Origin of the sequence: Leisingera sp. M658, assembly GCF_025144145.1 — a bacterium.
Classification (GTDB): domain Bacteria; phylum Pseudomonadota; class Alphaproteobacteria; order Rhodobacterales; family Rhodobacteraceae; genus Leisingera.
The window spans coordinates 2,684,530-2,710,295 of sequence record NZ_CP083546.1; the positions used below are offsets into that span (position 1 = coordinate 2,684,530).

The 25,766-nt window shown below is 63.5% G+C and carries 22 protein-coding genes; 5 read left to right on the plus strand and 17 right to left on the minus strand.

Annotated features, from left to right (window positions below):
* The first annotated feature begins 58 nt into the window (after positions 1 to 58).
* The 5 genes from K3724_RS13370 (at position 59) to K3724_RS13390 (ending at position 6,393) form a co-directional block, all read left to right on the plus strand.
* Positions 59 to 427, plus strand: coding sequence for a hypothetical protein (locus K3724_RS13370; RefSeq protein ID WP_259985777.1), 369 nt, complete (start codon positions 59 to 61; stop codon positions 425 to 427).
* 389 nt (positions 428 to 816) lie between these two features.
* Entirely contained in the window at positions 817 to 1,803 is a 987-nt protein-coding gene (gene cobS, locus K3724_RS13375; RefSeq protein ID WP_129371456.1) for a cobaltochelatase subunit CobS, read from the plus strand.
* A gap of 180 nt (positions 1,804 to 1,983) precedes the next feature.
* Positions 1,984 to 3,864: a cobaltochelatase subunit CobT gene (gene cobT / locus K3724_RS13380; RefSeq protein ID WP_259985795.1), complete on the plus strand. Its 1,881-nt coding sequence runs from the start codon at positions 1,984 to 1,986 to the stop codon at positions 3,862 to 3,864.
* Between the two features lie 322 nt (positions 3,865 to 4,186).
* Complete coding sequence (locus K3724_RS13385) at positions 4,187 to 5,977, plus strand: aminopeptidase P family protein (RefSeq protein WP_259985797.1); 1,791 nt, start codon at positions 4,187 to 4,189, stop codon at positions 5,975 to 5,977.
* A 74-nt stretch (positions 5,978 to 6,051) separates the two neighbouring features.
* A complete protein-coding gene (locus K3724_RS13390; protein WP_259985799.1) occupies positions 6,052 to 6,393 on the plus strand; it encodes a DUF427 domain-containing protein in 342 nt (113 codons plus the stop codon).
* Between the two features lie 224 nt (positions 6,394 to 6,617).
* Here K3724_RS13390 and K3724_RS13395 read toward each other — a convergent pair whose 3' ends face one another.
* The 17 genes from K3724_RS13395 to K3724_RS13475 all read right to left on the minus strand — a co-directional run bounded on the left by K3724_RS13395 (position 6,618) and on the right by K3724_RS13475 (position 25,734).
* Positions 6,618 to 6,809, minus strand: coding sequence for a hypothetical protein (locus K3724_RS13395; protein ID WP_259985801.1), 192 nt, complete (start codon positions 6,807 to 6,809; stop codon positions 6,618 to 6,620).
* A 208-nt stretch (positions 6,810 to 7,017) separates the two neighbouring features.
* Positions 7,018 to 8,700 (minus strand): chloride channel protein, encoded by a 1,683-nt coding sequence (locus K3724_RS13400; protein ID WP_259985803.1) that lies wholly within the window; start codon positions 8,698 to 8,700, stop codon positions 7,018 to 7,020.
* Positions 8,701 to 8,803: 103 nt separating this feature from the next.
* A complete protein-coding gene (gene recN / locus K3724_RS13405) occupies positions 8,804 to 10,453 on the minus strand; it encodes a DNA repair protein RecN (RefSeq protein WP_259985804.1) in 1,650 nt (549 codons plus the stop codon).
* 27 nt (positions 10,454 to 10,480) lie between these two features.
* A complete protein-coding gene (locus K3724_RS13410; protein WP_129371463.1) occupies positions 10,481 to 11,329 on the minus strand; it encodes an outer membrane protein assembly factor BamD in 849 nt (282 codons plus the stop codon).
* A 237-nt stretch (positions 11,330 to 11,566) separates the two neighbouring features.
* Complete coding sequence (lpxC, locus tag K3724_RS13415) at positions 11,567 to 12,502, minus strand: UDP-3-O-acyl-N-acetylglucosamine deacetylase (RefSeq protein ID WP_259985807.1); 936 nt, start codon at positions 12,500 to 12,502, stop codon at positions 11,567 to 11,569.
* A 212-nt stretch (positions 12,503 to 12,714) separates the two neighbouring features.
* Entirely contained in the window at positions 12,715 to 14,412 is a 1,698-nt protein-coding gene (gene ftsZ, locus K3724_RS13420) for a cell division protein FtsZ (protein WP_259985809.1), read from the minus strand.
* Positions 14,413 to 14,787: 375 nt separating this feature from the next.
* Complete coding sequence (ftsA, locus tag K3724_RS13425; protein ID WP_259985811.1) at positions 14,788 to 16,122, minus strand: cell division protein FtsA; 1,335 nt, start codon at positions 16,120 to 16,122, stop codon at positions 14,788 to 14,790.
* A gap of 1 nt (position 16,123) precedes the next feature.
* Entirely contained in the window at positions 16,124 to 17,026 is a 903-nt protein-coding gene (locus K3724_RS13430) for a cell division protein FtsQ/DivIB (protein ID WP_259985813.1), read from the minus strand.
* Positions 17,014 to 17,934, minus strand: a complete 921-nt coding sequence (locus K3724_RS13435; protein ID WP_259985815.1) for a D-alanine--D-alanine ligase — start codon at positions 17,932 to 17,934, stop codon at positions 17,014 to 17,016. The genes K3724_RS13430 and K3724_RS13435 overlap by 13 nt, the downstream gene beginning before the upstream one ends.
* Before the next feature lie 363 nt (positions 17,935 to 18,297).
* Entirely contained in the window at positions 18,298 to 19,251 is a 954-nt protein-coding gene (gene murB, locus K3724_RS13440; protein ID WP_259985817.1) for a UDP-N-acetylmuramate dehydrogenase, read from the minus strand.
* Complete coding sequence (locus tag K3724_RS13445) at positions 19,176 to 19,505, minus strand: hypothetical protein (RefSeq protein ID WP_259985819.1); 330 nt, start codon at positions 19,503 to 19,505, stop codon at positions 19,176 to 19,178. Before K3724_RS13445 ends, murB begins: the two co-directional genes overlap by 76 nt.
* A 120-nt stretch (positions 19,506 to 19,625) precedes the next feature.
* A complete protein-coding gene (locus K3724_RS13450; protein WP_259985821.1) occupies positions 19,626 to 19,874 on the minus strand; it encodes a DUF2484 family protein in 249 nt (82 codons plus the stop codon).
* A 100-nt stretch (positions 19,875 to 19,974) separates the two neighbouring features.
* Complete coding sequence (gene murC / locus K3724_RS13455) at positions 19,975 to 21,372, minus strand: UDP-N-acetylmuramate--L-alanine ligase (protein WP_259985823.1); 1,398 nt, start codon at positions 21,370 to 21,372, stop codon at positions 19,975 to 19,977.
* 5 nt (positions 21,373 to 21,377) lie between these two features.
* Entirely contained in the window at positions 21,378 to 22,469 is a 1,092-nt protein-coding gene (locus K3724_RS13460; protein WP_259985825.1) for a UDP-N-acetylglucosamine--N-acetylmuramyl-(pentapeptide) pyrophosphoryl-undecaprenol N-acetylglucosamine transferase, read from the minus strand.
* Positions 22,470 to 22,493: 24 nt separating this feature from the next.
* On the minus strand, positions 22,494 to 23,660 hold the full coding sequence (ftsW, locus tag K3724_RS13465) for a putative lipid II flippase FtsW (RefSeq protein ID WP_129371473.1): 1,167 nt from the start codon (positions 23,658 to 23,660) through the stop codon (positions 22,494 to 22,496).
* A gap of 602 nt (positions 23,661 to 24,262) precedes the next feature.
* Complete coding sequence (locus K3724_RS13470) at positions 24,263 to 25,435, minus strand: NAD(P)/FAD-dependent oxidoreductase (protein WP_259985835.1); 1,173 nt, start codon at positions 25,433 to 25,435, stop codon at positions 24,263 to 24,265.
* A gap of 134 nt (positions 25,436 to 25,569) precedes the next feature.
* Positions 25,570 to 25,734: a hypothetical protein gene (locus tag K3724_RS13475; protein WP_259985837.1), complete on the minus strand. Its 165-nt coding sequence runs from the start codon at positions 25,732 to 25,734 to the stop codon at positions 25,570 to 25,572.
* Positions 25,735 to 25,766: the final 32 nt, after the last annotated feature.

Consider the following 25,766-nt stretch of genomic DNA (forward strand, 5'->3'; position numbering starts at 1 on the left):
CACCAAATCCGCTTATGCCAGCAGCCTCAGCGGCACCCGCCCCAACAGGAGACAGCCAATGCACCGCCTCACACTCACCGCCCGGTTGACCGAAGGTTCCAGCCATCAGCAGATCGCCGAATTCATCAGCCGGAACCGCCCGGCCTTCCGCGATGCCGGCGCCACCGGCATGATGATCCGCAGCGGTGAACAGGTGCATTTCATCCTGGAAGGACCACAAGCCGCCTTGCAGAACACCGTCGGCCAAGCCAAATCCAGCCCGCTGTTCGCATCTGCCGGCGTCACCAGCACGATGCCAGCCAGCTGCCGCGCTTTCGACAAAATCTGCCTGGCCTATGCGAGGCCAGAAAACCTCGGCGACGGGATGCGGCGCGAAATCACCCTGCTGACCGGGCTGGAGTTCACCCCGCAGGCCCTGGCCGCCTGACGCCCTGCACCGGCCGGCCCGCGGCCCCTGTCACGGGAAACCGCCTCAGGCCAGGCTGCTATGGGCGGTCTTTCGCCGAAACGTTAAGATAGACTCTTTATTTCTTTGACGTGTGCTGCCACGACCGGCTACCCAAAGATGTGCCGGCCGCAGCCTACCCCCCAAAGCTCAGCAAGAGCCGGCAAAACGCGCCCCCCGCTGCCCGGCTGGGGGCGCTGTGCGTCAGATGGGGCACTGCCCGCCCGCCCTTTGCCCCAGTCCAGATCCGGAACAATCGCAGTCTCAGCTGGTTTCTGGCGTTACTTTCCCTTGCCCTTGCCCGCCAGATCAGGCACCAATCCCGCGAATTGACCCCTGACAGCAGGGATGAGGGATAAGGATCGACTGCGATGACCGACGGCTTTGTGGATATGGATGCGAAACCGACCGAAACAGTTTCGGTGCGCGATGTGTTCGGGATCGACACCGACATGACCGTCAAGGGCTTTGCCGAGACCTCGGACCGGGTGCCGGCAGTGGACCCCACCTACAAGTTTGATCCGGAAACCACGCTGGCGATCCTGGCAGGTTTCAGCCACAACCGCCGCGTGATGATCCAGGGCTACCACGGCACCGGTAAATCGACCCACATCGAACAGGTCGCGGCGCGCCTGAACTGGCCCTCTGTTCGGGTGAACCTCGACAGCCACATCTCCCGGATCGACCTCATTGGCAAGGACGCGATCAAGCTGCGCGACGGCAAACAGGTGACCGAATTCCACGAAGGCATCCTGCCCTGGGCGCTGCGCAACCCGGTTGCGATTGTGTTCGACGAATATGACGCGGGCCGCGCCGACGTGATGTTTGTGATCCAGCGGGTGCTGGAGCATGACGGCAAGCTGACCCTTTTGGACCAGAACGAGATCATCACTCCGAACCCGTTCTTCCGCCTGTTTGCCACCGCCAACACCGTTGGCCTGGGCGACACCACCGGGCTTTATCACGGCACCCAGCAGATCAACCAGGCCCAGATGGACCGCTGGTCGCTGGTCTCGACCCTGAACTACCTGAGCCATGATGCCGAAGCTGCAATCATCCTGTCCAAGGCGCCGCATTACAACACCGCCGAAGGCCGCAAGACCATCAGCCAGATGGTCACCGTTGCCGACCTCACCCGCACCGCCTTCATGAACGGCGATCTGTCGACCGTGATGTCGCCGCGGACCGTGATCAACTGGGCCCAGAACGTCGAGATCTTCCGCAACGTAGGCTATGCCTTCCGGCTGTCGTTCCTGAACAAATGCGACGAGCTGGAGCGCCAGACCGTGGCCGAGTTCTACCAGCGCTGCTTTGACGAAGAGCTGCCGGAAAGCGCCGCGAGCGTGAGCCTGGGGTGACGCCATTTTTCGTCACAGCAGCCATTTGGGTCGCGCTTGACGCAATCTGGTTGTTTGACAAAACTGGTTGGAAGAAGACTGCTCCGTCAGCTATGACGGGCAGTCACCACAGTCATTTGATACGGCTGCGTTGGGAATGCGCCCTTTTGTTCCTGACGGTGTCGATCTGGAGTGCGTTCAATGGCTAAGAAGCCCAACGACAACCCCGCCGATCCGTTCAAGAAGGCCCTGGCCGAAGCAACCAAGGTTATGGCCAACGACCCGGAACTGTCGGTCAGCTACACGGTGGACCCTTCGGGGCTGTCGGGCGATTCCATGCGGCTGCCGCAGGTCTCGCGCCGGATGAGCCGCGAGGAAGTGCTGCTGGCCCGCGGCACTGCCGATGCGCTGGCGCTGCGGCACAAATTCCACGACGATGCCACCCACGCCAAATATACCCCGCAGGGCGAAATGGCCCGCGATCTCTATGAGGCGATGGAAACCGCCCGCTGCGAGGCGATGGGCGCACGCCACATGCCCGGCACCGCCTCCAACATCGACGTGAAGATCCGCAATGAGTCGATCCGCCGCGGCTATGACCAGATGAAATCCTCCTCCGAGGCGCCGCTGGCCGCCTCGGCCGGCTATCTGATCCGCCATCTGGCCACTGGCCGCCCGCTGCCCGAAGGCGCCTCCAACATCATGGAGCTGTGGCGCGGCTTCATCGAATCCCAGGCCGGCGGCACGCTGGAAAACCTGGACGAGACGATTGCCGACCAGGCAGCATTCGCCAAACTGGCGCGGCAGGTGATTTCCGACCTCGGCTATGGCGACCAGCTTGGCGATGACCCGGATGAGCTGGACGACGACGCCAACGACGAGGCCGAGGATAACGCCGAAGAGCAGGACGATCCGGACAGCAGCGGCCAGGACGATAGCGAGGACGAGCAGGCCGACGCCAGCCCCGAGCAATCCCAGGAACAGCAGCAGGACGAGAGCCAGGCCCAGGTCTCAATGGACGAGATGGCGGATGATGAATTCGCCGAGGACACCGAAATGCCCGACGGCGAAGCGCCGCTGGAGCCGCCCGCCCCGCCGCCTGCGTCTGAGGCCGATCCGGACTACAAGGTGTTTCAGGACGCCAATGATGAGGAAATTGCCGCCGAAGATCTGGCGGAGCCTGCCGAACTGGAGCGCCTGCGCGCCTATCTCGACCAGCAGCTGGAGCCGCTGAAGGGCGCGGTGTCCCGCCTTGCCAACAAGCTGCAGCGCCGTCTGCAGGCCCAGCAGAACCGGTCATGGGAGTTTGACCTGGAAGAGGGCACACTGGATGCCGGCCGCCTGGCCCGTGTTGTCGCCAACCCGACCACGCCGCTCAGCTTCAAGCGCGAAAAAGATACTGAGTTCCGCGATACAGTGGTGACGCTGCTGCTGGACAACTCCGGCTCGATGCGCGGGCGTCCGATTTCAATCGCGGCAATCTGCGCCGATGTGCTGGCGCGCACGCTTGAACGCTGCAACGTTAAGGTCGAAGTCCTTGGCTTCACTACCCGCGCCTGGAAAGGCGGGCTGGCGCGCGAGGGCTGGCTGAACGAGGGCCGCCCGCAGCAGCCCGGGCGCCTTAACGATCTGCGCCACATCATCTACAAGGGCGCGGATGCGCCGATGCGCCGGACCCGCACCAATCTGGGGCTGATGATGAAAGAGGGCCTGCTGAAGGAAAACATCGACGGCGAGGCGCTGGAATGGGCGCACCGGCGGATGACGGCCCGGCAGGAAGCCCGCAAGATCCTGATGGTGATCTCCGACGGCGCGCCGGTGGATGATTCGACGCTGTCGGTGAACCCGGCGAACTATCTGGAAAAACACCTGCGCGACGTGATCGCCATGGTGGAGAAACGCAAACAGGTGGAGCTGCTGGCGATCGGCATCGGCCATGATGTGACCCGCTATTACGAACGCGCAGTCACGATCACCGATGTGGAACAGCTGGCCGGCGCGATGACCGAGCAGCTGGCCGCCCTGTTCGACAGCGACCCGCGCGCCCGCGCCCGGGTGATGGGCATCAAACGCGCCGGCTGACCTGCACCGCAACGGCAGGGGCGCCCTCCCGCCCCTTTGGCCTGCATCAAGATGCCGTCAAAAGTTTTGGGCCAAGCACCGGATGCCCAGGCATCCGGTGCTTGGCCCAACGGGGTGAAGGGCATTCCAAAATGCCCTGAGACCGGGCGGGAGCCCTCCGCTTGCCCTGTGCCGCAAGGTCTGCAGCAAACCCATGCTGTCAGGCTTGCCAGCAGCAAGGCGATTTGGGACAAGAAGGGGCGCGCCGCTGCTGCGCCTTTTCATTTGCGCTGCCAGGGCCATCCGCCCCAATCCGCCCCGCCTTTCAGCAGGAGAGATACCCATGTTCCAGACATTCGATGTGACCGCCCGCCCGGAACAGGGTCCGCCCCGGCTGGCGGCCCTGCGCAAGGAGCTGGCAGCCGAAGATCTGGATGGTTTCCTGGTGCCCCGTGCCGACGCCCATCAGGGCGAATATGTTGCGCCCCGCGATGACCGGCTTGCCTGGCTCACCGGTTTTACCGGCTCGGCTGGTTTCTGTGCAGCCCTCACAAACATTGCCGGTGTCTTCATTGACGGCCGTTACCGCACCCAGGTGAAGCGCCAGGTCGCCGCGGATTTCACCCCGGTGCCCTGGCCCGAAGTGCAGCTGGCCGGCTGGCTGAAGGCGCAGCTTCCCGAAGGCGGCAAGATCGGGTTTGACCCCTGGCTGCATGCCGCGGGCCAGATCACCGCGCTGACCCAGGACCTGAAGGGCAGCGGCATCACCCTGGCGCAATGCGAAAACCTGGTGGACCGGATCTGGCAGGACCAGCCCGCACCGCCGATGCAGCCTGTGGCCGCGCACCCTCTTGATTACGCAGGCGAAAGCGCTGCTGAGAAATGCACCCGTCTCGCCAAGGACCTGCACGGTGCAGGCCAGGCGGCGGCGGTGATCACCCTGCCCGACAGCATCATGTGGCTGCTGAACATCCGCGGCGCCGATGTGGCCCGCAACCCGGTGGCGCATGGCTTTGCCATCCTGCACAGCGACGCGCGGGTGGATCTGTTCATGGCCGTGGACAAGCTGGCAGGACTGCAGGATCATTTTGACAGCGCCGTCACCCTGCACCCGCCCGAAGCGTTCCTCAAAGCCGCAGCGGCGCTCAACGGCTCCGTCGCCGCAGACGCCGGCACCGTGCCGCAGATCGTGGCGGACGCCTTAGGCAGCCGGATGGTGCCCGCAGGCGATCCCTGCGCCCTGCCCAAAGCGCGCAAAAACGCAGCCGAGATTGCAGGCAGCGCCGCCGCCCATCTGCGCGATGGCGCGGCAATTGTTGAAATGCTGGCCTGGCTCGACGCGCAGCCCCCTGGCACCATCACCGAAATTGACGCGGTGACGAAACTGGAGGCCCTGCGCCGCGAAGACCAAGCTCTGCGCGACATCAGTTTCGAGACCATTGCAGGCACCGGAGAGAACGGCGCGGTGATGCACTACCGGGTGACCGAGGAAACCGACACGCGGCTGGAGGACGGGCATCTATTGGTGCTGGACAGCGGCGGCCAGTATCTCGACGGCACCACCGACATCACCCGCACCATCGCCATCGGCACCCCCGGAGCCGAGGAACGCGACGCCTATACCCGCGTGTTGCAGGGCATGATCGCCATGTCCCGCCTGCGCTGGCCTAAAGGGCTGGCAGGCCGCGATATCGAATGCATCGGCCGGATGCCGCTGTGGCTGGCAGGCCAGGATTTCAACCACGGCCTTGGCCATGGCGTCGGCGCCTACCTCAGCGTGCACGAAGGCCCGCAGCGGCTGGCCCGCACCAGCCACGTGCCGCTGGAACCCGGCATGATCCTGTCAAACGAGCCGGGGTATTACCGCGAAGGCGCCTTTGGCATCCGGATCGAGAACCTTCTGGTGGTTGAACAGGCCCCGGCCCTTGACACCAGCGACGCCGAGCGCGAGATGCTGTGCTGGCGCACGCTCACCTTTGCCCCCATTGACCGGCGGCTGGTGAACACAGCGATGCTGTCAGCCGCCGAGAAAGACTGGCTCGACAGCTATCACCAAGAGGTTTCGGCAAAGACCGGACCGCTGCTCAACCCCGCCGCAAAGGCGTGGCTTGATGCCGCAACCGCCCCCTTGTGACACTGAGGTGTTACATAGGCTGCTACATAGACTGAACCAACGACGACACGCACGAAGAGAATGGAAAAACACGCATGACCACTATCCGTATCCGCAAGGCCGAAGGCACCTGGACCGTCCGCTCCGGCGGCGCTGTACTGGGAGAAAGCTCTAATGCTTTGGAGCTGACAGAGGGCGATATGGATCCGGTCATCTATTTCCCGCGCGAAGACATCGCCATGGCCTTCCTGGACCGCACCAGCAAGACCGCCCAGTGCCAGCACAAGGGCGAGGCCAGCTATTTTTCGATCGCCAACAAGTCGTCTGTCACCGAAAACGCGGCGTGGAGCTATGAAGACCCAGAGGAAGCGGCGGCTGAAATCAAGGGCTGCCTGGCATTCGTGCTGAGCGATTCTGTCAAGGTTGAACAAGTCTAAGCCGGTTATCCGGGTTGCGGGGCCGTTTCACTGAACGCGCCGCACCCGGGCCGCAGGAGCAGAACGCCCCCTAAAAAATCCCCCACCGGTGCCCTGGCGCCGGTGTTTTACGTTTGCGGGGAACCCGTTCCCGCGGCCAGATGCCCGTTGCAGCAACAGCCGGCCCGGTTTCGCAACAGGAGCCGGAGCCGCTGGGGCAGCTATTGTGCTGCAAACACCGAGGTTCAGGCCAAAACGGCGCGGCTGAGGTTCAGCCTGGCTTCCTCCAGCGCCTCACCTGCGCCAAGAATGTCCGTTTCGCGGGCGCATTGGATCGCATAGTTGATCACTGCTTCCAGCGCTGCCCGTTCGTTTGCCCGTTCGTCTGCCTTGTTGTTCGCACCAGCCTCTTGCGAGCCGATTTCGAAATTGCGCATGATTCCCTACCGTTTGAGTAAGCTAAGCAATAATCCGCTTACAGTGTTGGTTCAGGCGCCATTGCAGGGCAATGGGGTTTTTAACTTTACCTTTACGTGTCACCGATATCGCACAGATTTGGGGACGGAATCTGTGTTTTTCCCCGTAACAGACGAGGGATGCACCGGTCGGGATGCGGTGATCAGAGACACAACAGCCCGGTCCCGCTTATCTGTGCTCCTCCGCTGCGGTTGCAGCCAAGGCACGGTTGTAGGCCTTTAACGCATCTACATGGTACAGCGCGCCGATGATTTCCTCCGTCCCGCCCTCCTCCATCATCACTGGAAGAAAGGCCGCTTCCGCCCGGTCGAACACCGGCATAGCAGCCTCCAGAGACGCGGAGGCGCGGATGCACAGCCCTTCCTCAACCAGCGCCTGGCAGTCCTCCAGCGGCGCACAGCGGCCGTCGCCCATCGGACGCATCACCGCACCGGCGCGGATCAGTGCCAGCAAATAGGCCTGCGGTCCGGCGGCGCAATGAATATTGCGCTTTTCAAGCTGGGTCAGGAAGAAAGAGCGGTCCACCAGCCGCGAGGCCAGTGCGGTGGACATCGACACCGACACCATCACCGCCAGGCCGATCTGCCAGTCGCCGGTCAGCTCAAACACAATCAAGGTGGTTGAAATCGGCGCCCCCAGCACTGCAGCGGCAACAGCGCCCATGCCGGCAAAGGCATAAAGGGTGTGGGTGCCTGACACATCCGGCAGCACCGCAGTTGCGATCAAGCCAAAGGCCAGGCCGGTCAGCGCGCCGATCATCAGCGACGGCGAAAACACCCCGCCGCCCATACGTCCGCCCATGGTGATCGCCACGGCGGCGGTTTTGACTGCGGTGAAAATCACCGCCTGCCCCAGCAGCAGCCCGCCGGTCAGCGCCAGCACGGTGGTTTCATAACCGACACCGATGATATGCGGATACCAGACAGCAATCACCCCCAGCATCGCGCCGGAGACCGCAGGCCGCAGCCAGCGCGGCAGATGCAGCCGCTCTTGCACAGTGTTGCCCACTTTGTCGGCAAAGAAGATCGCCCTCATCAGCGCCACCGCCACCAGGCCGCAAATCAGGCCCAGGATCAGAAAGGCCGGCAGCTCCACATAGAACTGCAGCGCACCGGGGGTGTTCAGGGTGAATTCGGTGACATCGCCGTACTCCAGCCGGTTGATCACTGTTCCGGCAACCGAGGCCACCACGATCGGCGCAAAGGCGTTGACCGAGAAATGCCGCAGCACCACCTCCATCGCAAACAGCGCACCAGCAATCGGCGCGTTGAAACTGGCAGAGACGCCCGCCGCCACAGCGCAACCGAGCAAATCGCGCCCGGTAATGCCATCAGCGTTGATCCGGTTGCTGACCCAGGTGGAGATCACCCCCGCCATATGCACCACCGGCCCTTCCCGGCCCGTGGATCCGCCAGTGGACAGCGTAATGAAAGACGCCAGCGCCGAGGCCAGCCCCTCTTTGTGCTCGACCCTGCCGTCATGCAGTGCGGCGCCTTCGATCACATCCGCAACCGAGCGCACCCGCCCGTCCGGCGTAAAACGGTCCAGGATCAGGCCGACCACCAGCCCGCCGCCGGCGGCAATGGCGACCAGCGCATACCAGGGAAGCTCTTGCGCATGGGAATGCAGATAATCAAGATCCGGCGCGCCATAGACCCAGGCCTGCAATGCCGAGATCCCCTTGCGGAAGAATAGCGCGGCAAAACCGGCAGCGACGCCGATCAGCAGGGCGATCAGCCAGAACTGGAACTGGCTGGGGCCGCGATGGCGCAGCACCCGCCAGATGTCTTTCAGGCCAGCCAGCCATTGCACAGAAATTGAGGAAAGCGATGAACGGATTTCTTCTACCATAACCTGTCAGCGGGTCTTTTCTTATTTAATAGCCTACAACTGTCATAAGCCAGTTAAAGAACCCTCACCCGCAACAGTTTTCCGGCCGCAGTAATCCGGCTGGTCACCCGGCCAGCAATGCACGGGCGGCAGCGCGGGCTTCTTCGGTGATAGTATCACCCGACACCATACGGGCAAGCTCATCCACCCGCGCAGTATCGGCCAGCGGCACCACCTGCGACAGGGTCATGCCGTCCACCACCTGTTTGCGCACCTGCCAGTGATGGCCGCCAAGCGCTGCCACTTGCGGCGAATGGGTCACCACCAGCACCTGGCCGCTGGCCGCCAGACTGCGCAGGCGGCGGCCCACGGCATCCGCAGTCGCACCGCCGACACCGCGGTCAATTTCATCGAAAATCAAGGTCTTGCTGACATCCTCGCCGCGCAGGCAGACCTTCAATGCCAGCAAAAACCGGCTGAGTTCCCCGCCCGAGGCGATCTTGTTCAAGGCCCCTGCCGGGGCGCCCGGATTGGTGGCAACGGTAAAGGCCACCGCGTCAATGCCCTCGGGCCCCGGTGCGCAGCTGGAAATGCGGGTTTCAAACACCGCCCGTTCCATCTTGAGCGGCGCCAGTTCCGCCATCACCGCCTGATCCAGCGCCGCAGCGCTTTCCCGGCGGGCGGCACTCAGTTGTTCTGCGGCTTGGGTATAGGCCGCCTCGGCGGCCTTCAATGCGGCCTCCTGATCGGCCAAGTCCTGATCGCCGGCATCCAGTGCCGCCAGCTTGCTGCGCAGGGTTTCGGCATAGCCGGCCAGCTCATCCGCCTGCACATCATGCTTGCGCGCCAGGCCGCGAATGGCAAAAAGCCGTTCTTCGCAGTCCTCCAGCTCACCCGGATTGAATTCCAGATAGCCCAGCACCCGCTCAACCCCGTCCTGGGCATCGCCCAGCTCGATCATCGCGCGGCTAAGGGCCGCCAGCGGTTCCTCCAGCCCGGTATCGCTTTCCTGGCTGGCAACACCCTCAAGCCAGCGCTGTGCTTCACCCAAGGCCCCCTCGGCACCGTCGCTCAGCAGGGAATGGGCGCGGGTGATGTCACCGCGGATGCGCTCTGCCGCCTGCATCTGACGGCGGCGGGTGTCCAATGCATCGTCTTCGCCCGGTTGCGGGTCCAGCTTGTCCAGCTCGCCCACCGCATGGCGCAGGAACTCCTCCTCGGCCCGCACCGCATCTAATGCCGCCCGCGTGGCCCCGACGGTCTTGCGCGCCTTGGCCGCGCCGGTCCAGGCCGCCCGCACCGCGGCCAGCAGCCCCTGCACATTGGCATATTGATCCAGCAGCGCCATATGCCCGCGCGGATTCAGCAGCCCCCGGTCGTCATGCTGGCCGTGCAGCTCCACCAGGGTTTCAGACAGCGCCCGCAGCACCTCGCCCGAGCAGCGCCGGTCGTTGACCCAAGCGGTCTTGCGCCCCTCCGCCGTGTTCACCCGGCGCAGGATCAGCGTTTCGCCGCCGGGCAGGCCGGCCTCTTCCAGAATGGCATGCGCCGGGTGGCCCTTGGCCAGGTCGAACTCGGCCAGAACCTCGCCCTGCGCGGCGCCCTGGCGCACCAGCTCGGCCCGGCCCCGCCAGCCCAGCACAAACCCCAGACTGTCCAGAAGAATGGATTTGCCGGCGCCGGTCTCGCCGGTCAGCACATTGAGACCGGGCTGAAAGTTCAGCTCCAGATGATCAATGATCAGGATATCCCGGATATCAAGCGCGCGCAGCATAGCCCCGCCTCCGTGCAGCAGCAGCCGTTACAACCACTGCCCTTTGACCGTCTGACGGTAGATCTGGCTCAGCCAGTTATTGCCGCGGTCCCGCATTTTAAGCCCGTTTGCAGTCAGCAGCTTATAGCTGCTGTCATACCATTCGGTGGACTGGAAGTTATGGCCCAGAATGGCACCCGCAGTCTGCGCCTCGTCGGTCAGGCCCAGCGACAAATACCCCTCAACCAGCCGGTGCAGCGCTTCGGCTGTGTGGCTGGTGGTCTGGAAATCCTCGACCACCACCCGGAACCGGTTGATGGCCGACGTGTAATGGCCCCGGCGCAGATAATAGCGGCCGATCTCCATTTCCTTGCCCGCCAGATGGTCAAAGGCCAGGTCGAATTTCAGGATCGCCGAGGTGGCATATTCGCTGTCGGGATAGACCTCGATCACCGTGCGCAGCGCCTGCAGCGCCTGGAAAGTCAGGCCCTGGTCGCGGCCGACTTCGTCGATCTGGTCATAATAGCTGAGGGCAAGCAGATACTGGGCATAAGCCGCATCTTCATCCGCCGGGTAGAAATCGATGAACCGCTGCGCGGCTGCGCGGCTGTTCTCGTAATCCTTGGTGCTGTGATAGGCAAAGGCCTGCATGATCACCGCCTGCTTGGCCCATTCAGAATAGGGGTACAGGCGTTCGATCTCGGAAAAGTAATAGGCCGCGTCCTTGGGCTGTTTCTGGGCCAGCTCAAACTCGCCGCGCCCATAGATCTGCTCGGGCGTGAAGGCTTCCAGCGACTCGCCTTTCTTGACCGCGCCGCCGTCTCCGCCGCAGCCCGCAAGGGCCGCCATCAGAAGGACCGCGCCGAGGGTTTTGGCTCCCGCCCTGATGCCGTTCATAGTGCCTAACCTCACCGTCTTTAACTTACGGGTGTCCGCCCCGGTTATGCCGTCTCTAGCACATTCAAATGGCGTGCAAAACGCCTTTCGCCACTTCCGCGTTCACATGGCAGAGAAAGCGGGCAATGGTCAAGTCCGCCCTGCTGTTCCTGCTCCCTTCTGCCGCCCTCAGCACAGGAAAAGACCCGGGACACTCACGCCCCGGGCCAGTCTGCCGCTCGTTCCTGGTTTTTTGCCTTATGCCACGCGCCGCTGTTCGGCCGGGATTTCCGACCAGATCAGACCCTGCCCCGGCAGCCGCGCGGTCATCGCTGCATCGCAGGCGACGGCCCGGACCGCGCCCGGCTCCGCAAACAGGGCACGCAGCAATGTGTTGGTCAGCGCATGCCCCGCGCGCTCGCCAACATACCGCCCCAAGATCGGCCCCCCAGCCAGTGCCAGATCCCCAAGGGCATCCAGCATCTTGTGGCGCACAGGCTCATCCGAATGACGCAGGCCTGCGCCGCTCTCAACCCGTTCTCCGTCAAACACAACGGCGTTTTCGCCCGGCACACCGCCCAGGGCGAGACCATTGGCCTGCATCGCTTCCACGTCTGCCTGACGGCAGAAGGTGCGGCTGTCGCACAGCTCGCGTGCAAAGCTGCCGTTGCGCATATCCAGAACCTTGCTCTGACGGCCGATGGCGGCCTCGGCAAAGTCGATATGGAATTCAATGCTCAGCCGGTCGCTGGGCAGCAGAGTGGCACGGGCGCCGTCCTTCTCCACCGTCACCGGCTTCAGTACTTCATATGCCATGATCGGCACGCCCAGCCGGCGTACGCCGTATTGCATGATGCCGCGCACAAACGGTGCCGAGGAGCCGTCAACGATCGGCACTTCCGGCCCGTCGATTTCGATCAGCGCGTTGTGCACGCCGCAACCGGCCAATGCGGCCATGATGTGTTCCACGGTGGAAACGCTGACGCCGGAGGTGTTGATCAGCCGGGTGCACAGCGGGCTGCGCTCAACCAGGTCCCAGAGCGCCGGAACCAGGGTGTTGCCCAATGCAATGTCGGTGCGCTTGAAGACGATGCCATGCCCTGCCGGAGCCGGGATCAGGACCATGCGTGCAGGCTGGCCGGAATGCAGGCCGGGCCCTTCAAATGCTACCGATGCTTTGAGCGTATTCTGCACGTTGCGCCTCGTTCCACTGTTTCCGGCCTCATGGGACCGTGTTGCGAACGAGAGTTAAGGTTTTGCAAAAAAACCTACAACTCAATCTTTGTAACGGATTGAAACATGGCTGTAACAGATAAGCAAAACACCGCTCAAAATCGCGCAATTGGCTGAAATGCAAAAATAAAAAGCCGCCCGAAGGCGGCTTTTGCAATCTGTTTTGTGATCCGTCAGTTTGCTTGGCGGCGCAGGAATGCGGGGATTTCGATGCGTTCCTGGTCCGGGTCATGCTGCTGCGCCTGCACCGGTTGCTGCTGGGCTGCGGCGGCCGGAGCCTGCATGGCCGGCTGCTGGCGTGCGGCCTGCGGCGGCTGTTTGCCTGCCGGAGCGTCGGCTGTGCCGGTCATCCGGTGGATCAGGGAATTCAGCCCAAAGCGGCGCTGCCCGTCGGGCTGCTGCTGTGCATTCTGCTGCTGTTGCTGCTGCGGTGCCGGTGCGGCCGGGGCCGCCGCCGCACGCGGCTGCTGGACCCGCTGCGCTGCCGCCTGCAGACGCTCCAGCGCTTGCGGCGACGGGGTGCCCGGAGCCGGTGCCCGCGGCGCCACAAAAGCATCGGGCTGCGGCTCGGCTGCTGTTGCCTGCGGACGGAATTCCGGAACCTGCGGCTGATAGGCCGGCGGCGGCAGGCCGTCGTTGTCCACCAGTTCCGGCTCTTCAAAAATGTCTTCAGCCTGCTCCTGCGCGGCGGCCTGCTGCGCGTTCATCTCTTCGAACAGCGAAGGCTCTTCCAACTGCGGGGCAGCTTCGGGTTGAACAGGCTCCGGGGCTGCGGCTGCAACTGCGGGCTGGGCAACCGGGGTTTCCAGCTCCAACGGCGCCGGACGGGTGTCTTCGACACTGACAGTCTGGCGCAGCGGTGCCGACATCGGACGGCGCGGCACCGGCATTTCGGTGTTCACATCCACCGCGTCGATACCGGTGGCAACAACGGAGACCCGCATCTTGCCTTCCATGCCGGTGTCCAGGGTCGAGCCGACAATGATGTTGGCATCCGGATCCACTTCCTCGCGGATACGGTTGGCGGCCTCGTCCAGTTCAAACAGGGTCAAATCGTGCGAGCCGGTGATGTTGATCAGCACGCCGCGCGCGCCGCGCAGGCTGATTTCGTCCAGCAGCGGGTTGGCAATCGCCTTTTCGGCAGCCTGGACCGCGCGGTCCTCGCCCTCGCCCTCGCCGGTGCCCATCATCGCCTTGCCCATCTCGTCCATCACCGCGCGGACGTCGGCAAAGTCAAGGTTGATCAGGCCCGGGCGCACCATCAGGTCAGTCACGCCTTTGACACCCTGATACAGCACATCATCCGCCATCGAGAACGCCTCGGTGAAAGTGGTCTTCTCGTTGGCCAGGCGGAACAAGTTCTGGTTCGGAATGATGATCAGCGTATCGACAACCTTCTGCAGGCTTTCGACACCTGCCTCAGCCTGGCGCATCCGCTTAAGGCCTTCGAACTGGAACGGCTTGGTGACAACGCCGACGGTCAGAACGCCCAGTTCCCGCGCAGCCTGCGCAATGATCGGCGCCGCACCGGTGCCGGTGCCGCCGCCCATGCCGGCAGTGATAAAGCACATATGCGCGCCGGCCAGATGGTCGACGATCTGCTCAATGCTTTCCTCAGCCGCAGCCGAGCCCACCTGCGGACGGGCGCCTGCGCCCAGTCCTTCGGTCACCTTCACACCCAGCTGGATGCGGCTCTTGGCCGAGGCCTGCTGCAGCGCCTGCGCGTCGGTGTTGGCCACGACGAATTCAACGCCGTCCAATTCCTTGGCAATCATGTTGTTGACGGCGTTGCCGCCGGCCCCGCCGACACCAAATACCGTGATCTTCGGCTTTAACTCTTCTTGCCCGGGCATCGAAAGATTCAACGTCATGCTCATACCGCCTGTGTTACCCGCCCTTCCCGCAAAGGGCTTTTTCCTGTGCTATTCACCATAATCCTACCGCGCAGAGGGAGTTTCGTCATCCCAAAAAGCACAATGTGCCACAAAATACGGCCTCATTCTGAGGTCTAAACCGCGGTATTTCGCCGTCCCTAGCAGATATGGGGGATCCAGCACAAGCCACACACAACACAGCTGCAGCCTCCGCAAAATCACTTCTGCAGAAGACATCTTTCCTGATACGTGGCTGGCCACTGCCCGGCCTGCTGAATCGCCGCGTTTGCCGCGGACGTTAAGAACAACCTAACGGGTCCTGCCGGCGCTGTCACGCCCTGTTTGACCCGTCTGGCAGAATTGAAAAGCGGCTTACCAGTTGTCCCGGAACCAGCGCACAGCACGGCCCAAAGTGCCCGCCGGATGACGGCTGGCGGGCATCTCGAAGTCCCACCATTCGTCCTGCGGATGGGCCGCAAACAGGCACAGCCCCACGGCTGAGGCAAAGCCCGGCCCGGTCGCCGATTGCGGCAGGCCGTGAACGCGCAAGGGCCGCCCCAGACGCACCTGCTGGCCCAGGATACGGCTGGCCAGCCCGTCCAGCCCCATGATCTGGCTGGAGCCGCCGGTCAGCACGATCTGCTGGCTGGGGAGATATTCGAAACCCGCCGCATCCAGCCGTGCCCGCACCTCTTCCAGGATTTCTTCGACGCGGGGCCGCATGATGCCGATCAGCTCGGCGCGGCTGACAGTGCGCCGGTCATGTTCCCAATCGCCGGTGTCACCGCCGATATCGATCATGTCGCGGTCGTCGGCTCCGGTGGCATGCACCCCGCCGCAAAAGGTCTTGATCCGCTCCGCGTTGGTCAGCGGCACCCCCAGCCCCATCGAAATGTCGCTGGTGATGTGATCGCCACCCAGACGCACCGCGTCGGCGTAGATCATATGCTTCTTCATAAAGACCGAGATCGAAGTGGAACCGCCGCCCATGTCGATACAGGCAGCACCCAGCTCCTGCTCGTCCTCGACCAGTGCCGAAAACCCCGAGGCATAGGCCGACGACGCAATCCCCGCCAGTTCCAGATCGCAGCGCTGGATGCAGCGCACCAGGTTTTGCACCGCGATGGCATCCACCGTCAGCATATGCATGTCGACCGCCAGCGTCTGCCCCATCTGACCGCGCGGATCCCCCAGGCCGGACCGGTTATCCAGCGCAAAGTTCACCGGCTGCGCATGTATCACCTCGCGGCCCGCGCCGTATTCCGGCACCTCGCAGGAGGCCAGCACCTGTGCCACCTCATGCTCCGAGACCACCTGCCCCTCAAGATCCAGCTTGGCATCCAGCCCGTATGAGCGCGGATTGGCGCCCGAGAAACAGGCGATCACGTGATCGACCCGCACCTCTGCCATCTTCTGTGCGGCCTGCACTGCGGTGCGGATGGCGCGTTCGGTTTCCTGCATGGCGTTGATTTCGCCGAACTGCACCCCGCGCGACCGCGTGGTTGCCGCCCCGATCACCCGGAACCCCGACTGCCCGGCCAAGGCGCCGATGGATCCGTCCTCGCTCAGCCGTCCGCTGCCGTCGAACCGCAGCACCAGGCAAGCGATTTTAGAGCTGCCCACGTCCAGAATGGCCACCACGCCGCGCTGCATCGCCTGGCGCCGCATCTGCCGCATCGCCCGCTGCGATTGATAGAGATCTGTCATGCTACTGCCCGCCCCCATTCAGCTGCCGGATCCGCCACCAGTTTTCCACTGAGTTTTCGGTCATACGCACGGTCGGGCGCCCAGCCAGGCGCATATCCACCGCTGCCACATCGCGTTCCAGCAAATCCTGCACTTCACTTACCGCCAGCACCCGCTCCAGCGCCCGCACCGGCTGCTCGGCCGGCAGCATGATCCGCTGCTTGCGGTCCAGCACCACGTCCCAGCGCCGCTCGCCCACCCGGACCAGCCCGCGCAGCCGCGGCCCCAGCGGCTTGGCCGCTGCAAACAGCCGCAGCGCCTGTGCCGCGTGTTGCCCGGCCCCCTTGCCCGCGATCAGCGGCAGGTCCGGGTGCAGGTTGCGGCGGCCCAGCTCGGCCACGTGAATGCCATTCTCATCCAGCAGCGCCAGCCCCTCGCGGCTGCGCCAGATCAGCGCCGGCGTGCGTTCCTCGACGTCCACCTGCAGGATGCCGCCGGGGCGGATCCGCACGCTTGCAGTCTTGACCGGGTCCAGCCCGGTGATCACATCGCGGATCTGCTCCAGATCCAGATCAAAGGAGCTGACGGGAAAATCCGCCGGCACCACCACGCGGATGTCCTGCGCCACGCTTAAGCCCGCCCCGTCCACCGCCATCACATTGACCATGAACTCGGGCCGCTCCTCGATTGCGGCGCGGGCATCGCTGACCAGCCCCTGCAGCGCGGCCCGGCGGCTCTCATCCGCCAGATAGGCGCTGCCGGCTGCAAAAATCAGGCAGAACGGCACCCCGACGCGCAGGCCGAACCGGATACCCGGCGTCAGCATCCAGCGTTGCAGCCGGTACTTCAGCCGCGACGGCGCCGGATCCGCCCGTCCCTCGCCGCCGCCGCCACTGCGGCGCAAGCGCCCCTTCAGCGGTTGCATGAGGCATCCTCCACCATCCAGGCGCAGAGTTCGCCGAAAGTCATGCCCAGATGTGCGGCCTGCTCTGGCACCAGCGAGGTCGGTGTCATACCGGGCTGGGTGTTGGTCTCCAACAGGATCAGCCCGCCGGCGCCGCGCGCCTCGTCCCAGCGGAAATCTGTGCGGCTCACACCGCGGCAGCCCAGCACCTCATGCGCCTTCAGCGCATATTCCAGGCACAGGTCATGGATTTCCCGCGGCAGATCCGCGGGCAGTACATGGCGTGATCCGCCCGGCTTGTATTTGGCGTCGTAATCATACCAGCCGTCGGTCAGGATATCGGTCACGGTCAGCGCCTTGTCCCCAACCACGGTGGTGGTCAGCTCGCGCCCCGGCGCGTAGGTTTCAACCATCACTTCGGCAGGCATCTGCTCCGACAGCTGCGGCGGGCCGTTGGCGGCTTCATGCACGATATAGATGCCGACGCTTGAGCCTTCATTATTGGGTTTCACCACATAGGGCGGCGCCATCACATGGCCCGCCATCACGTCGGCCTTTGCAAACAGCCCGCTTTCGACAACCGGCAGCCCGGCGGCGCGGTACACTTCCTTGGAGCGCTGCTTGTCCATTGCCAGCGCCGAGGCCAGCACCCCGGAATGGGTATAGGGCAGCCCCAGCCACTCCAGCACGCCCTGCACGCAGCCGTCCTCGCCCCAGCGCCCGTGCAACGCGTTGAACACCACATCCGGTTTGATATCCGCCAGACGCGCGTGCAGGTCCCGGCCTGCATCAATCTCAATAACCTCGAACCCCTCACCGCGCAAAGCAACCGTGCATTCACGGCCGCTGGACAGCGATACGTCGCGTTCGGCTGACGGGCCACCCATCAGCACCGCGACTTTCGGGAGTGTCCTGCTCGACTTACTCACCACGAAGCGCCTCAATACATGCGGGGCTTTGCGCCCCTGTTTCTTGGAGCCTGGAACAGGCCCGCATTATGTCTTTGCGCCGGTTAGATCCGGCTGATTTTTTGCGGGGCAGCCTGCCCCGGATTCTGCTGGGCATCCGCCCTGTATTCTGCCGGGCATCCGCCCCGGACTCTGCTGGGCATCCACCCTGTGCATCGGCATAGAATTGCCGCCTCTTCGGCACCCTACCGCCCAAAATCTTACCGGGGCGTTAATGATGCTTTTACCACGTTTATCAATTGCCGCTGCCCGCGCCCCTCCGGAGCTTTATGGTCACCTCTAGCTGCGGCAAGCGAAGCCTTTGTCAGCACTCGGGTTTTCCAGTTATTCGGACAGCTGTTCGGGAAGCGGATCACCAATCCGCATGATTTCCCACTCTAGCGTGATGCCGGAATCTTCGTAAACCTTTTTCCGCACATCTTCGCCCAGACCTTCCAAATCTGCGGCAGTTGCGCCACCCGTGTTGATAAGGAAGTTGGAATGTTTCCCGCTCATCTGCGCACCGCCGCGCCTTGCACCGCGCATGCCGGCGTTGTCGATCACCTTCCAGGCCTTCAGGTCATGCACGTCATCGGCGCGGCCCGTGGATGAAAACCCCGCCGGATTGCGGAAGGTAGAGCCGGCCGAACGGTCACGGGTCGGCTGGCTCTCATCGCGCTTTTGCAACTGTGCCTCCATCCGGGCATGCAAGTCCTCTGGATCGCCCTTGGGACCGCGCAAGGTGGCATGGACCAGCACCGCGCCCTCTGGGAAAGCGGTCTGGCGGTACTGGAAATCCAGCTCCTGCGCGGTAATCTCGCGGATCTCGCCCTCGCGGGTCACGATGGTGGCCGACACAAACACATCCGCAGTATAGCTGCCGTAACAGCCCGCGTTCATCCGCACCGCGCCGCCGATCGAACCGGGGATGGTGCGCAGGAAGGTCAGGTCAACACCTGCATCCGCCGCACGTTTTGCGACATGGGCATCCAGCGCCGCCGCACCGGCGGTGACGGTATCCCCGTCAACCGAAATCCCGTTAAAGCCGCGGCCCAGCCGGATCACCACCGCGCGCATGCCGCCATCGCGCACAATCAGGTTAGACCCCACCCCTATCGGGAACACCGGCACAGCCGGGTCCAGCCGGCGCAGGAATTCTGCCAAATCGTCTATATCCGCAGGCTGGAATAGATGGTCCGCCGGGCCGCCCACCCGCAGCCAGGTCAGCTCCGCCAGCGGTTTCTGCCAGGAAAGGCGCCCGCGAACCGCCGGAAGGATGATTTCAGTTTGCTCCGCCATCGTTTTTGCCGCCCCAGCTTCCAGCCAATAAACGCGCACAGTCCGTATACAAGATGGCCATCGAAATAAAGGGTGAACGCGGCGCCATGGTCATGATTTTCGTGAAACCGGTCCCAAGACAGCCAGATCAGCATAAGCCCCCAGAGCAACACCAAAGCTTGCGCCAGCCGGTACCACTTGAACCGGGCTAGATAATAGAAGCCAATCAGCCAAACGGCCCCAAAGGCCATCCAAATTGCAATTACAGCGGTCACTACCAACCTCCACGTCCGGCAACACGCACACCGGAGCAACAGCAGGAAACAAAAACAATCTTCCGTAGGTAGCACTTGCTGTGAAAACAATCCGTAAACGCGCGGTGATTTCCTGCCCGGTCAGCGGCTCAGCCTGCGCTTTACCCACCGCCCCAGATAGATCACCGGCCAGCGCAGTACCGACATGCCTGCCAGCAGCACCGCCAGCCCCCACCAGGGGCCGTTTTCATAGGTGACATAGCCAAGCAACGGAATGCCCAGTGCAATCAGCACATAGGCGCGCCGCCAGTGATTGTCGCGGCTGGGGATCATCGCCAGGATATTGGCGGTCAGCGCCCAGACGGCGGCAAGCGTCAGGGACAGCGTCATGCCGCGCGTCCCTGGAGGGCATCTTCTTCTGGCCGGAAGTATCCCGGGGGACGCCGCCGCAGGCGGCGGGGGGCAGCGCACCCTGCTGCCCTTGCTGCTCTCATTGCTCCAGCCGTTCCGGCAGGCCGTTGGCCCAGGTGCTGATCGTACCCGCCCCCAGGCAGACAACCATATCACCGGGACGCGCCTGTTCGCGCACCAGGCGCTCCAGATCTTCTTCGCTGAGGATGGCGCGGGCGTGGCGGTGGCCGTGGCGGATCAGCCCGGCAACCAGATCATCGCGGCCGGCGCCCTCGATCGGGTCTTCGCCTGCTGCGAACACTTCGGCAATCGCCACCACATCCGCCTCGTTGAAACAGGCGCAGAAATCGTCGAACAGGTTCGACAGGCGCGAATAGCGGTGCGGCTGATGCACTGCGATCACCCGGCCCTCGCTGGCCTGGCGCGCCGCCTTCAGCACCGCGGCGATCTCCACCGGGTGATGGCCGTAGTCGTCGATGATGGTGACGCCATTCACCTCGCCCACCTTGGTGAAACGCCGGTTCACGCCGCCAAAGGCCGCCAGCGCCTCACGGATTTCGGAACTGTTCATACCCAGATGCCGCGCGACCGCCACGGCGGACAGCGCGTTGGAGACATTGTGATCCCCCGGCATCGGCAGGGTGCAGCCCTCGATCACCCGGTCTTCGGCCTGCAGATGCACGTCAAAATGCGCCACACCGCCCTTGTAGGTCAGGTTCTCGGCCCGCACATCGGCCTGGGCGTTGAAACCATAGGTCACAACCCGGCGGTCGGAAATCCGCCCGATCAGCGCCTGCACCTCGGGATGGTCAGTGCAGCAAACGGCGATACCGTAGAACGGAATGTTTGACACAAACTCCAGGAAACCGTCGCGCAACGTGTCAAAGTCGCCCCAATGCTCCATATGCTCGGGGTCGATATTGGTCACCACGGCGATGGTCGCAGGCAGCCGGTTGAACGAGCCGTCGCTCTCGTCGGCCTCGACCACCATCCATTCGCCCTGCCCCATCCGCGCGTTGGAGCCATAGGCGTGAATGATGCCGCCGTTGACGATGGTCGGGTCAAAGCCGCCGGCCACCATCAGCTCTGCCATCATGGTGGTGGTGGTGGTCTTGCCATGAGTGCCGGCAATGGCGATGTTGGATTTGAGCCGCATCAGCTCCGCCAGCATATCGGCGCGGCGCACCACCGGCAGGCCGCGAAGACGGGCCTCGTCCAGCTCCGGATTGCCCGGTTTGATGGCGGAAGAGATCACCACAACCGCGGCGTTCTCCAGGTTTTCCGCCTTCTGGCCCACAAAAATACGCGCGCCCAGCTCTTCCAGCCGGCCGGTGATCTTGGAAGTTTTCAGGTCCGACCCCTGCACCATATAGCCGAGGTTCAGCAGCACCTCGGCGATGCCCGACATGCCGATGCCGCCGATCCCCACAAAATGGATCGGGCCGACGTCTCCGGGCAGTTTGGTTGCAGGGTTCATGACAGTTATCCTTCTTCGGCCAGCTGCTCAACCAGTGCCGCCAATCGTTCGGTGGCATCGGGAACCCCGGCGCTCAGTGCGGCTGCCGACATTTGCGTGGCAGCCTGCGGGTTACTCAGAATTGCGCCCATATGCTCTGCCAGCACCGGGATATCAAGAGCGCTTTCCGGGATCACCACCGTGGCATTGGCGTCAACCAGCCCACGGGCATTGGCGCTTTGGTGGTCGCCCGCCGCAGCGGCAAAGGGGATCAGGACCGAGGGCCGCCCGATAATCGAAATATCGGCCACCGACGAGGCGCCCGAGCGCGAGATCACCAGCTGCGCTTCCGACATCCGCGCAGGCACGTCGGTAAAGAAGGTCTGCACATCGGCGTTGATGCCGTGTTCGGCATAGAACGTATTGACCCGGTCCAAATCCTCCGCCCGCGCCTGATGCGACACCCGCAGATAGCGGCGGATTTGATCCGGCAGCGCAGCCACAGCCCCGGGCACCACGTCGGACAGGATCCGCGCGCCCTGGCTGCCGCCCATCACCAAGAGCGACATCGGATAGTCGCCCGGCGGGATATAGGCAGCCCCTGCCCGTTCCATTACCGCGCTGCGCACCGGGTTGCCCACATGCTCATGCGCGACACCTTCGGGCAGCGCGGTCGGCCAGGTGCCGCAGGCCACCCCTGCGACCCGCTTGGCAAACAACTGGTTGACCCGGCCCAGCACACCGTTCTGTTCATGGATCATCCGCGGCAGCTTCAGCAGCGTTGCCGCCCCCAGCGCCGGGATCGACGGGTAGCCGCCAAAACCGATGACGGCATCGGGGCGTTCGCGGCGCATCTGCATCATCATCGACAGAACGCCGCCTGCAATTTTCGGACCCGCCAGCGCCTTGCCCAGCAGCCCGCCGCGGGCAAAGGTGGCCGAGGACACTTGCGAAATCTCAACCGCGCTTGGAAACGACGCGGTATAGCGCGCGCCCCGCGCGTCAGTCGACAGTTTCACCCGCCAGCCGCGCGCCAGCATCATCTCGGCCAGCGCCTGTGCCGGAAACATATGGCCGCCGGTTCCGCCAGCGGCCATCAAAAGCAGTTTTTGTGCCATCCCAGGGGGTCTCTTTCACATCTCTCAGCGGCCGCGGCCGTTCAGGTAATCCGCAATCCCGCCCTGCGGACGCGTGCGGGTAAAGGCCAAGAGCATACCCACCGCAATCCCGGTGGCAATCAGCGAGGATCCGCCATAGCTGACAAACGGCAAAGTCATGCCTTTCGCAGGCAAGAGCCGCACCGCAACACCCATGTTGATCATCGCCTGCACGCCGAACATGCAGACCAGACCGGTGCCTGCGAGACGGATGAAAATATCGCGCTCCCGCATCAGCCGGAACAGCGAACGCACCACGATCGAGGCGTAAAGCACAATCAGAACCGCGACCAGCACCAGCCCGTATTCCTCGGCCGCGACGGCAACGATGAAATCGGTATGGGCATCGGGCAGCGACCATTTCACCTGCCCCTCACCAACGCCAACCCCAAACAGCCCGCCCTCGCGGATCGCATTGGTGGCATAGCCCAGCTGGGTGGTCGGATCGACATCGGGGTTCAGGAAGCCGTCGATGCGGCGGGCAAAGTGTTCGGAGCTGTTGTAGGCAAAGACGCCCCCCATCACCACCACGGCGGCCATGCAAACCAGCAGCAGCATCGGCGCCCCAGCCACAAAATACATCACCCCCCAGCCGAACAGGATCAGGCTGGCCTGGCCGAAATCCGGCTGCAAAACCAGCATCATAACGACCATCATGCACAGCGCAAAGGACATCAGCGTGCCGGGTGGCCCGTTGATCTGCTGGCTGGCGGCAATCATCCAGGCCGCAACCACAATAAAGCCGGGCTTCAGGAACTCCGACGGCTGCAGGGAGGCAAATCCCAGCGAGTACCAGCGCACCGCACCCTTGCCGAAATCGGTGCCGAAAATCGGCAAAAACGCCAAGGCGACAAAGGCCAGGGCAAAGCCCAGCACCGCCAGCCGCCGCACCAGCGTCGGCGACATCACGGATGTCACCAGCATCGCCGTCAGCGCCGTCAGGCCAAAAACCGCCTGCCGCTGCACATAGTGGAAATTGCCGAACCCGTTGCGCTCCGCCAGCGGCACCGAGGCCGCCAGCCCCAAGAGCAGCCCGATCACGAACAGCATCAGGATGCAGGACATTGTCCATTTATCCAGCGTCCGCCACCATTTCGGAAGAATCGGCTCACCTGCCTGCACGGGAACCGCGCCATAGACCATCTCAGTCATGGGAATACCGCCACTATATGCCTCGTTCCGCCCCATTTTTCGGGGTCTCACAGAAACTGTAACGAAACGTGAGCCGCGGCGCCAGAAAAAGAACACAGTTCGGCGGAAAACCACCGCACCGTCGACCGCCCATCTTGACAGGCAGGAAGCTGCCAGCGGATGCCGGCACTCCGCGGGAACCCGCCGTCTGAACAATACAGTTGCTAGGCAGAAAGCCTTTCAAGAACCGGAAAATCACGGCATTGCTCGCGAACATAGACCCAGGCACACACTGTCTTGGTCTGCTATTAAACGGGGGGCTGGCATCTTCACCGGTGTACCGTCAGCCAAGAGGGCTGCGCTCCGGCCAAAGGTTCTGTCAGCTCGTGCCCGCAGTCGGCGGCTGGAATACACTACCCCGCCGCCTTGGCTGCCTGCAGGAAACACCGCGGCGCATCCTCATTGATCCGTTAGTGCGTGTCCCCGTGCTGTGCATGAGTTCATGCCCGGCGCAGCAAAAGCTGACTTATCTTAGACCGGCTGCGGGTGCCCGATCCGGTGAACTGGCAGTCTGAGCCCATGCACGAAACCGCTTTGTGGCCGCATGATCGCGGTTACAGCATTCAGCCTTCACGCCGCTCAGCAATCGCTGTTCCCGCTGCCCAGCCCGAAGACCACGCCCATTGAAAATTATAGCCGCCAAGCCAGCCGGTGACATCGACAGCCTCGCCGATGACATAAAGTCCGGGTAAGTTCTTCGCTTCCATTGTGCGCGAGGACAGCGCCTCCGTGGAAATTCCTCCTGCCGTCACCTCTGCCTTCGCATAGCCCTCGGTGCCAGTGGGGTGGAATGTCAGCTGCGACAGGTAACCGGCGGCGCGCTCAAGGTCTGCATCGGAACTGTTGCCCAATTCCTTTCCCAATCCGATACGCGCTGACAACACCTCGGCCAGGCGGTTCGGAAGATGCTCGCTCAATGCCGATCTCAGCCTTGAGCGGGGCGCCCGCCGCCGGGCCTCGCGCAGCACCTCCAGGGCATTGTCGACCAGCGTCAGGACAACCGGTTCACCGGGGGTCCAATAGGAGGACACCTGCAAGATAGCTGGCCCCGACAGCCCCCGGTGAGTAAACAGCCCCGCTTCGGTGAAACTGGCCGTTCCGACCCGCGCTGTGACCGGGCTGGAAACGCCGGAAATGTCCCGGAACGCCTGTGAGTCCGGACCCAGCGTCAACGGCACGAGCGCGGGTCTCGGCGGCACCACCGTCAGGCCGAAGCGTTGCGCGATCTGGTAGGCGATGCCAGTAGCCCCCATCTTCGGAATCGAGGGGCCGCCGGTGGCGATGACCAGTTTCGCTGCTGTCGCTCCGGCAACGCGGAAAAGCCCGTCGCCATGGCCGATCTCGCCGATCTGCGTCGAAAGACGGATATCAACGCCGCCACGGGCACACTCGTCAAGGAGCATCGCTACAATCTGCCGTGCGGAGCCGTCGCAGAAGAGCTGCCCCAAGGTCTTCTCGTGCCAGGCGATGCCGTAGCGTTCGACCAGCGCGAGGAAATCCCACTGGGTATACCGTGCGAGAGCGGACTTGGAGAAATGCGGATTCCCGGACAGAAAGCATTCCGGCCCGGTCCACATATTGGTGAAGTTGCACCGGCCTCCACCCGAAATCAGTATCTTCTTCCCTGCCTTGTCTGCATGATCCAGCAGGAGCACACGCGCACCTGCCTGCCCGGCAATCGCGGCTGCCATCAGGCCGGCAGCACCGGCACCAAGCACAATTACGTCATATTTCATGCACGTCCTCTACGTCTCTCAGACAGAGGAGAAAAGGGACAATCGCACCATGCGCCTCGCTCCAGACACAACGGAGAAGCAGGAAATCAGCTTCCTCGACCGTGTCAGCTCTCAGGCATTCGAAAACGGACAGATTAATCATCCTTCCACGCCCGCCCGTTCTTGCGGATTGGAATGGCCGGGATGGCGTCACGCTCAAGGATGGCCGCGTGACAACGGCGTGTGGCCTTGGCCAGTTCTGACTTGCCCGGAATCCGTGCCAGCTGCGCGGCCAGCCGGACCTCCAGTACATCGAGCAAAGGCTTTGACGTAAGTGGCGCCAGGAGGGCAC

Coding starts and splice junctions, on each gene's coding strand:
- K3724_RS13470 (WP_259985835.1), bottom strand. CDS start 25,435: ATGAAATATGACGTAATTGTGCTTGGTGCCGGTGCTGCCGGCCTGATG.
- K3724_RS13370 (WP_259985777.1), top strand. CDS start 59: ATGCACCGCCTCACACTCACCGCCCGGTTGACCGAAGGTTCCAGCCAT.
- ftsZ (WP_259985809.1), bottom strand. CDS start 14,412: ATGACGTTGAATCTTTCGATGCCCGGGCAAGAAGAGTTAAAGCCGAAG.
- K3724_RS13400 (WP_259985803.1), bottom strand. CDS start 8,700: ATGGTAGAAGAAATCCGTTCATCGCTTTCCTCAATTTCTGTGCAATGG.
- K3724_RS13390 (WP_259985799.1), top strand. CDS start 6,052: ATGACCACTATCCGTATCCGCAAGGCCGAAGGCACCTGGACCGTCCGC.
- K3724_RS13430 (WP_259985813.1), bottom strand. CDS start 17,026: ATGCAACCGCTGAAGGGGCGCTTGCGCCGCAGTGGCGGCGGCGGCGAG.
- K3724_RS13395 (WP_259985801.1), bottom strand. CDS start 6,809: ATGCGCAATTTCGAAATCGGCTCGCAAGAGGCTGGTGCGAACAACAAG.
- K3724_RS13410 (WP_129371463.1), bottom strand. CDS start 11,329: ATGAACGGCATCAGGGCGGGAGCCAAAACCCTCGGCGCGGTCCTTCTG.
- ftsW (WP_129371473.1), bottom strand. CDS start 23,660: ATGACTGAGATGGTCTATGGCGCGGTTCCCGTGCAGGCAGGTGAGCCG.
- murB (WP_259985817.1), bottom strand. CDS start 19,251: ATGGCGGAGCAAACTGAAATCATCCTTCCGGCGGTTCGCGGGCGCCTT.
- K3724_RS13385 (WP_259985797.1), top strand. CDS start 4,187: ATGTTCCAGACATTCGATGTGACCGCCCGCCCGGAACAGGGTCCGCCC.
- recN (WP_259985804.1), bottom strand. CDS start 10,453: ATGCTGCGCGCGCTTGATATCCGGGATATCCTGATCATTGATCATCTG.
- K3724_RS13460 (WP_259985825.1), bottom strand. CDS start 22,469: ATGGCACAAAAACTGCTTTTGATGGCCGCTGGCGGAACCGGCGGCCAT.
- K3724_RS13450 (WP_259985821.1), bottom strand. CDS start 19,874: ATGACGCTGTCCCTGACGCTTGCCGCCGTCTGGGCGCTGACCGCCAAT.
- murC (WP_259985823.1), bottom strand. CDS start 21,372: ATGAACCCTGCAACCAAACTGCCCGGAGACGTCGGCCCGATCCATTTT.
- cobT (WP_259985795.1), top strand. CDS start 1,984: ATGGCTAAGAAGCCCAACGACAACCCCGCCGATCCGTTCAAGAAGGCC.
- ftsA (WP_259985811.1), bottom strand. CDS start 16,122: ATGACAGATCTCTATCAATCGCAGCGGGCGATGCGGCAGATGCGGCGC.
- cobS (WP_129371456.1), top strand. CDS start 817: ATGACCGACGGCTTTGTGGATATGGATGCGAAACCGACCGAAACAGTT.